Here is a 10,198-nt window from a genome sequence, read left to right as displayed (position 1 = left end):
TTTAGGTTTTAGTTCAAAGTTTGATCAAGATCATAAAATTATTTTTATAAAGTGGCTAATATTGTAGGTGCTAAAGAAGGAATGATAATGTTTGGACTTTTCAGGTGGTTTAAAATAGTGATAATAACTGTGTTGCTTACGCAGCATAGTTTTGCTATTGCTAAACCAATGAATTGTGAAGAGCATCATAATGGCTCATCCGACACGCATATTATACAACCAAGCAAAAATATGCATCATCAATCAATGATTGACAATAGTCACTATCACACTGAAAATTCGCAAGACTCTAAACACCTTCATGGTGATGAAGACTGTGAAAAATGTAAAGCTGGTGATTGTGTTTGTTGTGAAGGCGGTTTTTGTACAAGCTTTCATTTAAATGCCTATCTTGTGGAAGCGCAAGACGAAGGTATTTGCAATATTCATTCTGAGCTAATTCTACAGCGTATACCCCTACCAAAATCTGGTATCCATCTCTTACTTTATCGTCCACCAATTATTGGCTAATCACGGGATCAGTGCGCCTTTTTTTCGCCAGTCCCATCAAAAATAAAACGATTTACTGATTGGTTTAAATTACCAACCGTTTTGAACAATTAGCACAATATTTTTTGGAGGCATGATGAACATGCTCAAACTATTGCTATTTACAGTACTTAATGCTGTCGATTTTGGCCGAGATTCCTCTTTTTACCAAAAATTAGTTTTTAGCTTATTCACTAGAATTAGTACTTGACCTGTGTCTTAGACACAGGTCTAAGCTGTAGGTGAGATTACAAACTTAGGTGAAGAACTAAGGAGTGAACATGAAAGTTGCAGAGCTGGCAAAAAGCCTTGGAACGACTGCTGATACGGTGCGCTATTACACCAGATTAGGATTGTTAAAACCTACTAAGTCAGTGAACGGCTACAAGTCATACTCGAATAAAGAAGTATCGAGACTTAAATTCATTTTAAGTGCCAGAAACCTTGGTTTTTCCGTTGCAGATATCAAGGAAATTATTAATGAATCTGAAGATGGTAAAAGTGCGTGCCCATTAGTCAGAAGCCTGATCAAAGAGCGGCTTGAAGAAACAGAAAAGCAGTTTCAAGCAATGTTGGCACTTCGAGGAAAAATGTCTTCTGCGCTTTCTCGATGGGAAGAAATGGAAGACAAAGCACCGACTGCAAACATGGTTTGTCATCTCATCGAAAACTTTGAGCAAATTAAAAAAGCATAGGAGGAAAAAGGGTGGCTACTAACACAAATATAAAAACTGAATCAGGCTGTTGCTGTAAGGCAAAAGCTCAATCCTCTTCGTGTAAAAGTAAGGAGAATACGTTGGAGAAAGTATCACATAACCAACAGCTTATCATTGAAGGTGCTGGGTGTGCTAGCTGTGTAGGCAAAATTGAAGGGGCGTTGAAGGCAACTCTTGGAGTCGTCAGTGCGGAAATGAATTTTGCTGATAGGACAGTAACAGTTTATGGGACAGCTAAAACAAAAGAATTGATCAAAGCTGTTGAGTCAGTGGGGTATAACGCGAAGCCAATTGATGATAGCTCAGCAACAGATGCGCTTGATGAGAAAGAGGCGGCTGATTGGGCATATTATAAGAAGCTAATGCGCGATACGTTTATTGCCCTTTCACTCGGCGTTCCTTTGATGATCTACAGCATTGTGGTTGGAGAAATGACGGTTGAAACAAACCTTGAGCGCATGTCTTGGCTGGTTGTAGGCATTTTAACTTTTGGTGTTATGTATTTTTCAGGTAAGCATTTTTATGTTGGCGCTTGGAAAAGCTTTAAAAACCACTCCGCTAATATGGACACTCTAATAGCTTTAGGAACAGGCACGGCTTGGTTGTATTCGATGGTTGTCGTGTTTGCACCTGACGCTGTTCCATTGATGGCACGGCATGTTTATTTTGAAGCTACCGCCATGATCATTGGCTTAATTGATTTAGGTTTAGCATTAGAAATCAAAGCCAGAGGTAAAACCTCTGAGGCCATTAAACGTCTTATCGGCTTGCAAGCCAAAACAGCAACCGTGGTTCGTGACAACAAAGAAGTTCAGATAGGTATTGAGCAGGTTTTATTTAACGATATTGTGAAGGTAAAACCGGGTGAAAAAATTCCCGTCGATGGCGTGGTATTGGAAGGACACACCTCTATTGATGAGTCCATGCTGACAGGCGAACCTATGCCTGCTGAAAAAGCTGAAGAAGATGAGGTTGTCGCAGGTACTTTGAACAAATCAGGCATGATTTTATTTAGAGCCACACGCGTTGGTAAAGACACGGCGCTTGCACAGATCATCAATATGGTGAAACGAGCACAAAATTCAAAACCGCCGATTGGCCGTTTGGCCGATGTTATTTCAGCTTTTTTCGTACCTGTCGTGATGATTACCTCTGTGTTAAGTGCGCTAGCATGGCTTAACTTTGGACCTGAGCCAGCCATTGCTTTTGCCATCGTTTCAGCAACTACTGTGCTTATTATTGCCTGCCCGTGTGCTTTAGGCTTGGCAACACCCATGTCTGTCATGGTGGGAGTAGGAAAAGCAGCAGAAGCCGGAGTGCTTATTCGCAACGGTGAGGCACTGCAAACCGCCTCTAAAATCACTGCCATGATTTTAGATAAAACGGGCACTATTACTGAAGGGGCACCTAAGGTAACCGATATTATTTTAGCAAAAGCTACTGACGAAAAAGACGTACTACAGCTTGCAGCAAGTTTAGAAAGCGGCTCAGAGCATCCTTTAGCGCAAGCGATTGTTGAAAGTGCGTTAGATCAGGATATTGAGTTACTAAAAATTGAAGCCTTTAACGCCATTACGGGTTTTGGTGTAGAAGCAAGCTGCAACAACAAAGCCCTGCTTTTCGGAAACGATAAACTAATGAAGTTAAAAGGCATAGACCTCACAGGCTTTGTTGAACAAGCACAGTCTTTAGCCAAAGAAGCCAAAACACCTATGTACTTTGCTGTAGATGGTGAACTTGCAGCAATCATTGCTGTTGCAGATCCTATCAAGTCAGACTCAATCTCTGCTATCAAACGGCTTCAGGCTAATGGTATACGCGTCATCATGTTAACGGGTGATAACAAGGAAACCGCTGCCGCCGTAGCTAAAAAAGTGGGTATTAGTGAGTTTCTTGCTGAAGTGCTGCCAGAAGATAAAGCCAACAAGGTGAAAGAGCTACAAGAAGGCGGCGAAATTGTTGGTATGACAGGAGATGGCATCAACGATGCTCCTGCGCTAGCGTTAGCCGATGTTGGCTTCGCCATAGGCACAGGGACTGATGTAGCTATCGAAAGTGCTGACATTACCCTAATGCGTGGTTCACTTCATGGCCTTGCTGATGCCATAGCGGTAAGCAAAGCTACTTTACGAAATATCAAACAAAACTTGTTTGGCGCGTTTGTCTATAACGTAGCCGGGATTCCTTTTGCTGCGGGGGTTCTATATCCCTTCTTTGGCATTCTGCTTAGCCCTGTAATTGCAGGTGCTGCAATGGCGTTTTCGTCATTGACTGTAGTGTCAAATGCAAATCGACTTCGCTTTTTTAAAGCAAAAGAGCATTAAGGAGAATCACAATGATGGTTATTAACTTATTAGGCTTAATGTTAATCGCGCTGATTGTTTGGTGGTTTTGGCTATATAAACCCAATAAAACAATCGTTCAAGGTAATGAAGTACTCATTGAAGTGAGGGATGGTGTGTATTCCCCATCCTCAATTCAGGTGTCTGCTAGCCAACCTGTCACTCTGAAGTTTATGCGCAAAGATCAATCCCCCTGCGCTGAAACAATGCTTATTCCTTCATTGGATATAAGCGAACAGCTTAAATTAAATGAAATTACTCAAATTACCCTATTGAACTTATCACCGGGAGAGCATGAGTTTCACTGTCAGATGCAAATGTATCGCGGTGTCTTAAAAGTCGTTTAGGAGGGCAATATGAAAAATCAACACCCTAATTTTTGGTCAACACCTACAGGCTGGGCTGCACTGGCACTTATTGCCGCAGTGACCTACTTCTTAGTGCTTGAGCATGGTCAACATATGCTGCAATTTCTTCCCTACTTGATTTTATTGCTATGCCCCTTGATGCACGTATTTATGCATGGCAGTCATGGTAAACATGGTCACGATCATTCACATGCGCCTGATGAAAAAAAGGAAGAGAGCTTTCAAGAACTCACGGATAAAAATGCAGCCTATCGCGATGGCTACATACAAGGGTTAGAAAAGGCACGTAAGGAATCACATAAAAAGGAGAGCAGTGATGAATGAAACATATGATTATGGCTTATGGTCGATGGTGATACTGAACTCAGCAATTTTTATCTTTTTTGCCTTTAGTTTTGTCAAACCAAAAACATCAACTGATTGGAGAAGTCTAAGCGCGTTCTCTGCCTTTATTGTTGCCCTATTTACTGAAATGTATGGCTTTCTTTTAACTATCTATTTTCTGTCGGGGTGGCTGACGGAGACCTATCCAGAAGTAAATTTCTTTGCGCATGAAAATGGGCATTTATTACATACTTTCTTTGGATTTCAAGGTGATGCCCATTGGGACCCATTTCATATAGTGAGTATGGTGTTAATTGTTGCAGGTTTCTTTATGTTGTCTTCAGCATGGAATGTATTGCATCACGCGCAAAAACATCATCAATTGGCTACAACTGGATGGTATGCAAGGTGTCGCCACCCACAGTATGTAGCTTTCATTCTAATCATGTTCGGCTTTTTATTGCAGTGGCCGACAATCCCAACACTTGCGATGTTTCCGATCTTAGTCGTTGTTTACGTCAAGCTAGCGAAACGCGAAGAAGCACAAGCGATTGCTGAGTTTGGTTCGGAGTACCACAGGTATATGGAATCGACACCAAGTTGGATCCCAAATTTTAATAAAAGTGTAGAAGGTAAAAATCATGAAAACGTTAACTAAATCAATTTTATTTATTAGTTCACTACTGATAACCACTAGCTCATTTGCCCAAAACAATGAGCATAAACATGAAGGTGCGAACAAAGCTGATATGCATCAAGGCATGGCAATACCACATGAGAACATGGGAGAAATGCACAAAAAGATGATGGAAATGAAAAAGGAAGTCCATGCCATTAAAACTGAAAAAGATCCTGAAAAGCAACAGCAGATGATGGTTGAACATCACCGTTCAATGATGAAGATGATGCAATCCATGCACAAAAACATGGAAGAAATGCCAATGCATCAACAAATCAAGATGGCTGAACATCATTTAGAAATGATGGGGAACATGATGCCGCAGATGAACCGTAAAATGGAAGAAATGAAAGATAGCAATCAACAGCATTCACACAAACATTAGGAGAAAAATTATGAGCGATTTAAATCATAGAGTTGGCGTTAAAGAGCAAAATTTAGTTGTTCGAAACCTAAAGCTTAGCAATGTCACAGAAGAAAGCTGTGACGAGTTAGTAAAAGAAATAGATCAGCTTTTTGGTATAGATGAAGTTAGTTACAACATCAAAGAAGGTGAAATACACCTTGCCTATGATGCCGCAAACGTAAGCCTTGATGGGATTGAGGAGGTAATCCGTAAGTATGGCGCAGATGTTCATGATGATTGGTGGACACATACTAAAGAAAGTTACTATAAATTTGTTGATCAGAACATCAAAGATAACTCTGTTCATAAGCCTTGGAGTTGTCATCAAGCACCTTCGGGGGCTGGCCGGAAAAACAAATGAATTCATAAAAAAGTGTATAGATAATTAGTTAGTCAAATGAGGTAACAGTGATGAAAACACCCTATATAAAAGCTCTTTTATTGCTTACATTCGGTTTATATTTAGTGGGTTGTTCCAATACCACTTTTTATCATAAATACATGGTGAGAGGTCAGGTAGTAGAAAGTTCTGATAATCGAACTCTAATCTGTATTGGTGCTAAGCATGGCGCAGAGGTTGGGCAAAAATACAGTGTTATTAGATTCCATGAAAGAATAGTATTGAGTGAAGGTGAAGATCCCTACACTATCGAAAAGGTAGGAACGGTACAAATTACTAAAATTGTGAATGATCATTTCGCAACTGTAAAGCTAGTGTCTGGTGACATTGCAGCGAAAGATATGGTGGAACTTGAAAACTAATAAAGTGGTGGCGAAAGCCACCACAAGAGCATAACAATAAAACTTAATGAAAAAACTTTAGTGTTATTTTGTACAACCTTTGAGATTGTTTGCTCAGTTCTGGTTATCTTGATGCCAGTACGACAGAAAGAATGTTACATATGAATTAGAAAGGTGTGGGCTGGCATCCTAAATAGCTGTTCCAAATAGTAGATCACCCGAGGAAGGGAACTCAATGCGGTTTGCGCGATCAGATCAGTCGCCAAACATAACCAATCAACAACCGCATTGAGTATGAACAAAATAGCATTTTTATACGGCGCAGAAACCCGCCGCTTGAAGAAAATTGTACATAAAACCCGAGATAAAGACCTGTGCCGCCGGGCAAATGCGGTGTTATTGGTGCTAAAAGGTGAAACCAAGTCGCAAGTAGCCCGTGTTTTGCAAGCAGGCCGTTCATCAGTAAACCGGTGGGTAACCTGGTATGAAGCAGCAGGTATAGATGGCCTTAAAACCAAGGGTGCTGGGCGACCACCAAGTCAGCCCAAAGGCTTTATCTGCGGTGTTTTAAAACTGTTGGTGAACCATGTACCCAGGACACTGGGTTATCAGCGGTCGCGTTGGAGTAGTGAATTATTCGCACTGCTACTGCATAAGCTTTACCGTATCGTTATTCATAGCTCAACTCTCAGGCGGTGGTTGCCACAAGTCGGCATCGTCTGGCGTCGTGCGGCACCGACGCTGTATATCCAAGACCCAGATAAAGAAGCTAAGTTAGCAGCCATGCGGGAGGCACTTGAAAATTGCAGCGTGGACCATCCGGTGTTTTATCAGGATGAGGTGGATATCCACCTGAATCCGAAGATTGGTGCCGACTGGGGCTTTAAAGGTAAACAGCGTAAGGTAGCTACACCCGGCCAGAATAAGAAACACTATCTGGCGGGGGCACTGCACAGCCAGACAGGACAAATCAGTTATGTTGGTGGTGAGCGCAAGACCAGTGATTTGTTTATTGCGCTGTTGGAGCAACTGAAAGGGCAATACCGGCGAGCGAAAAGTATCACGCTAATTGTGGATAATTACATCATCCATAAGAGCAAAAAAACGCAGAAATGGCTGAATGAGAACCCAAAGTTCAAGCTCTTGTTTTTACCGGTATACAGCCCGTGGCACAACAAAATTGAAAAGCTATGGCATGCGTTGCATGAAACGATAACCCGTAACCATCAGTGTAAGAACATGGATGACTTACTGGAGCAGGTATACCACTTTATGGACACAGCGGCTCCGTTCCCAGGTGGCAAGCATGGCTTGAAGCAGGTGTATCACAATTAGGATCAGTTATTTAGTCAGCAGTAAATCCCTAGCATGGACTTGCATCTGGCACCAAACTCTACGCAGTTCTTTTCCATGTGCCGCGCAAAAACTTTAGCTCAAAACCGTTCAGTATTCGGTAATGCTGAAGTGAACGTTGATGTCCGCTATTCGCTCTTTGCCGAAGTTTGGCTAAGTGCCATGAGCAGTCATTCATGATTAACTCGTTTCTGCCCCATTGAGAGTTGTAACCCACTTGCCCAAACTAATTAATTTGATCATGTGACCAACTTTTAGTAATGCCCCTGAGAGAAAAGAGGTTCTGGGGAAGGTCAGGTTGATAAACTTTCTATTTATTGAATATCATGTTATTTCATCAGCTTTTATCAACACCTTGTCTCAAAAAAGTTTACTTGAGTAGGCGGCGGTATATTGTTTATTTAACGCACTTTAATATTTGGTTACTTTTTTGTTTACCATACAATATTATTGGAAAATAAAAGTGTGTTTATTTGGAAATAAAAAATAAGGAAAAATACATGAAATTACAATTATTACTTGCACTTATCGCATCACTTTTAATTACATTTTTGCAAAATGACTCTTGAGGGGCAACGTAAGGTTACATACCCGAGTGGAATGGTCATTGATACTAATGGTCGTATAATTATAGAAAATCTCGGTCAGGCAAGTTTAATCAAACCATTTACAAGCTTATTAGCTGCTTCTGGTTTTTTTACAGAAGAAGATTATGAAGCATTAAATGCTGAAGAGTTTTATATAAACATCAATGATGGAAGTGGTTCTGTATCATCAGTTGTAAACAATACTATTTCATTTAGTGTATGGGTTGATGGAACAAAAATAGAGACTAAAAACTTTACGACTAAAACTATAGGTTCAAATGTATTCTTGGATAACCCATCTGCTTTTGAAAATTGGGCTGGCGAATTTGTCGGCGTGGGTAATGAACTGACTTTTAATTTGCCAGTAAAAACAATTCCGGGTAGTAATTCACAGAATGTGGTTGTGTCAGTAAATGATGGAACGGGTAATGTTGCTTCACATTCATATACTGTATCAAAGTATTTTGATCCTTGTGCTGAATTCGGTTGCGATCCACTTTAGTAAAACCTTGGCCTAAAGAGCTGCTTTAGGCTATTTTAATCTCTTAGGTCATTAGATTATGTTAAAGAATTTTATCATATTTTTTCATGTTGTTTTTTTTTCAGCATGCTCAAGCATCTCAATATACACCTTAGAAAAAGGGAGTGTTGGAAATGCAGTAATTAAAGAGCATGATAATGTAGAAATTCAATCCTATTTTAGTAATGGCGAACCCGCAATTTTAAATAGAAACTTTGAATTAAATTCAGGTGATTACGAAAAATTCCCTTTTATTACTGAAGATTTGTCGGGTTATATATATGTATCTAAAAAAACAATGTCATGCTTAGGTGATAATTTTGAATTTCTAAGTTATATCGAAAAGTCAACTTCAAAAATAAAAATATTTAGTAGGAAAGAAAGGATAAACGTTAGAATAGTATTTCTGTTAAGTGATAAATTTAATATATCAGAGAAGTACATAAACAATAGTGCATATTTATATTTTAAAGATGATTTATGTGAAATTAGCTATGAGGAATTAGAAACGAGGGTCTATGAAGTATTTCAAAAGACTTACCATGAGCTAACTCATGTGTTACAGCCTTTTGAGGAAGATCCTCTCATTAGTGAAATTCAAGCTTCTACAGTTTCACTTTGTTACGTATTAACTTCAGATGGGGTCTCAGCTTATGAGCTATCAAAGAACGCTGTAAGTGAAGATTTTAAAATACCTTTGATACCAAAGGGTGTTGATTTAAATTATCTTAGTGCTTTCTATTCAGACTATGGAAATTTAATTGCACAGAATAATTTCTATAAACTGTTCAGAGAGAGAGTTGTCATTATAAGTCATAATAAAGATAAGATTAATGAAATATGTAATAATTATTATTAATTTGCTGTTTTTTTGTAGTATACCCAAAAGCGAGGCATTGAATTTTGATGATGAATATGAACTTAAAGCTATTTACAAAACAGATGTTGAAAGCATAAAAAAACTATCCTTAAAAAGTCCTCTTTCAGCTATTACTTATAGTACTTTAAAAGGTGAAAGTAGTTCACTGTCGTTGTCAGATTGCAAATCGGAAAACTATATTTGGGAATTCTCCTGTGTACTTTCATTGGAGAGTAATTATTCAAATAGGCTTAAATATAATGATGGCTATAACATATTGAGAACTTACAGAGAGAAAATTGAAAATAAAGAAATAGATAATAAGTTGTTTGAAATGCTGGTAGATAGGGAAAGGTTGCTATATCTTTCTGGTAAGCAAGAGTATAAATCAAAAAAAACAATATATGTTGAAGATTTTAGTTTTGAGTTGCAAGTTGGTAAAGATTATTTAGAATTTACAACAGATACCGGTGCACAATTTAGCACCTTAAATAATAAGGAAGTAAGTAAGGTAGATGTATACTCGCTGTCATTTTCTGGAATTATTGAGAAAAGAGAGGTTTTTAACCTTGACACTAGATATGTAAAGAAAATGCTATTTTTAAAGGATGATAAATATAATTTACTTGGTTTGAATTTTTTAAAAAATTTCGAACTGATTGTTTTTAATGAAAGTAAAGGCTCATACTCCTTAGAACTCTTAGAAGACAGTACAAACTTTGAATCGCCCCGAGTTCATCGGAGACCAGTTTGTTTAAGTCAGGCCACTTTACCT

General features: G+C 38.9%; 13 protein-coding genes. All 13 read left to right on the top strand.

The genetic code is table 11. The features are described from left to right. The first annotated feature begins 87 nt into the window (after positions 1 to 87). Positions 88 to 510, top strand: a complete 423-nt coding sequence (locus QMA00_RS14370; protein WP_016899206.1) for a hypothetical protein — start codon at positions 88 to 90, stop codon at positions 508 to 510. Between the two features lie 299 nt (positions 511 to 809). Then, positions 810 to 1,223, top strand: a complete 414-nt coding sequence (locus QMA00_RS14365) for a MerR family transcriptional regulator (protein ID WP_076923059.1) — start codon at positions 810 to 812, stop codon at positions 1,221 to 1,223. 101 nt (positions 1,224 to 1,324) lie between these two features. Next, entirely contained in the window at positions 1,325 to 3,568 is a 2,244-nt protein-coding gene (locus QMA00_RS14360; protein ID WP_076923058.1) for a heavy metal translocating P-type ATPase, read from the top strand. An 11-nt stretch (positions 3,569 to 3,579) separates the two neighbouring features. After that, a complete protein-coding gene (locus tag QMA00_RS14355) occupies positions 3,580 to 3,933 on the top strand; it encodes a cupredoxin domain-containing protein (protein ID WP_004589267.1) in 354 nt (117 codons plus the stop codon). Between the two features lie 9 nt (positions 3,934 to 3,942). Beyond that, positions 3,943 to 4,278 (top strand): DUF2933 domain-containing protein, encoded by a 336-nt coding sequence (locus tag QMA00_RS14350; protein WP_008467859.1) that lies wholly within the window; start codon positions 3,943 to 3,945, stop codon positions 4,276 to 4,278. Then, on the top strand, positions 4,271 to 4,936 hold the full coding sequence (locus QMA00_RS14345; RefSeq protein WP_076923057.1) for an isoprenylcysteine carboxylmethyltransferase family protein: 666 nt from the start codon (positions 4,271 to 4,273) through the stop codon (positions 4,934 to 4,936). Before QMA00_RS14350 ends, QMA00_RS14345 begins: the two co-directional genes overlap by 8 nt. Next, entirely contained in the window at positions 4,920 to 5,342 is a 423-nt protein-coding gene (locus QMA00_RS14340; protein WP_008467863.1) for a hypothetical protein, read from the top strand. Before QMA00_RS14345 ends, QMA00_RS14340 begins: the two co-directional genes overlap by 17 nt. A gap of 10 nt (positions 5,343 to 5,352) precedes the next feature. Continuing rightward, a complete protein-coding gene (locus QMA00_RS14335) occupies positions 5,353 to 5,724 on the top strand; it encodes a hypothetical protein (protein WP_008467865.1) in 372 nt (123 codons plus the stop codon). 50 nt (positions 5,725 to 5,774) lie between these two features. Continuing rightward, positions 5,775 to 6,125, top strand: coding sequence for a hypothetical protein (locus tag QMA00_RS14330; RefSeq protein ID WP_024602002.1), 351 nt, complete (start codon positions 5,775 to 5,777; stop codon positions 6,123 to 6,125). Positions 6,126 to 6,398: 273 nt separating this feature from the next. Next, positions 6,399 to 7,439 (top strand): IS630 family transposase, encoded by a 1,041-nt coding sequence (locus tag QMA00_RS14325; RefSeq protein ID WP_010558023.1) that lies wholly within the window; start codon positions 6,399 to 6,401, stop codon positions 7,437 to 7,439. Between the two features lie 618 nt (positions 7,440 to 8,057). Beyond that, positions 8,058 to 8,546 carry a hypothetical protein gene (locus QMA00_RS14320; RefSeq protein WP_076923056.1) on the top strand — a complete coding sequence of 163 codons (489 nt, stop codon included), beginning with the start codon at positions 8,058 to 8,060 and terminating at the stop codon, positions 8,544 to 8,546. A gap of 58 nt (positions 8,547 to 8,604) precedes the next feature. After that, positions 8,605 to 9,423: a hypothetical protein gene (locus QMA00_RS14315; protein WP_076923055.1), complete on the top strand. Its 819-nt coding sequence runs from the start codon at positions 8,605 to 8,607 to the stop codon at positions 9,421 to 9,423. Further along, a partial coding sequence (locus QMA00_RS14310; RefSeq protein WP_290157769.1) for a hypothetical protein occupies positions 9,398 to 10,198 on the top strand: 801 nt, incomplete at its 3' end. The genes QMA00_RS14315 and QMA00_RS14310, both read left to right, overlap by 26 nt.

The sequence above is a fragment of the Pseudoalteromonas sp. APC 3694 genome (assembly GCF_030407565.1).
In the GTDB taxonomy this organism is placed as follows: domain Bacteria; phylum Pseudomonadota; class Gammaproteobacteria; order Enterobacterales; family Alteromonadaceae; genus Pseudoalteromonas; species Pseudoalteromonas tetraodonis.
This window is presented reverse-complemented; position numbering and strand designations above follow the sequence as displayed.

Coding starts and splice junctions, on each gene's coding strand:
- QMA00_RS14335 (WP_008467865.1), top strand. CDS start 5,353: ATGAGCGATTTAAATCATAGAGTTGGCGTTAAAGAGCAAAATTTAGTT.
- QMA00_RS14340 (WP_008467863.1), top strand. CDS start 4,920: ATGAAAACGTTAACTAAATCAATTTTATTTATTAGTTCACTACTGATA.
- QMA00_RS14320 (WP_076923056.1), top strand. CDS start 8,058: ATGGTCATTGATACTAATGGTCGTATAATTATAGAAAATCTCGGTCAG.
- QMA00_RS14365 (WP_076923059.1), top strand. CDS start 810: ATGAAAGTTGCAGAGCTGGCAAAAAGCCTTGGAACGACTGCTGATACG.
- QMA00_RS14350 (WP_008467859.1), top strand. CDS start 3,943: ATGAAAAATCAACACCCTAATTTTTGGTCAACACCTACAGGCTGGGCT.
- QMA00_RS14325 (WP_010558023.1), top strand. CDS start 6,399: ATGAACAAAATAGCATTTTTATACGGCGCAGAAACCCGCCGCTTGAAG.
- QMA00_RS14315 (WP_076923055.1), top strand. CDS start 8,605: ATGTTAAAGAATTTTATCATATTTTTTCATGTTGTTTTTTTTTCAGCA.
- QMA00_RS14330 (WP_024602002.1), top strand. CDS start 5,775: ATGAAAACACCCTATATAAAAGCTCTTTTATTGCTTACATTCGGTTTA.
- QMA00_RS14345 (WP_076923057.1), top strand. CDS start 4,271: ATGAATGAAACATATGATTATGGCTTATGGTCGATGGTGATACTGAAC.
- QMA00_RS14370 (WP_016899206.1), top strand. CDS start 88: ATGTTTGGACTTTTCAGGTGGTTTAAAATAGTGATAATAACTGTGTTG.
- QMA00_RS14355 (WP_004589267.1), top strand. CDS start 3,580: ATGATGGTTATTAACTTATTAGGCTTAATGTTAATCGCGCTGATTGTT.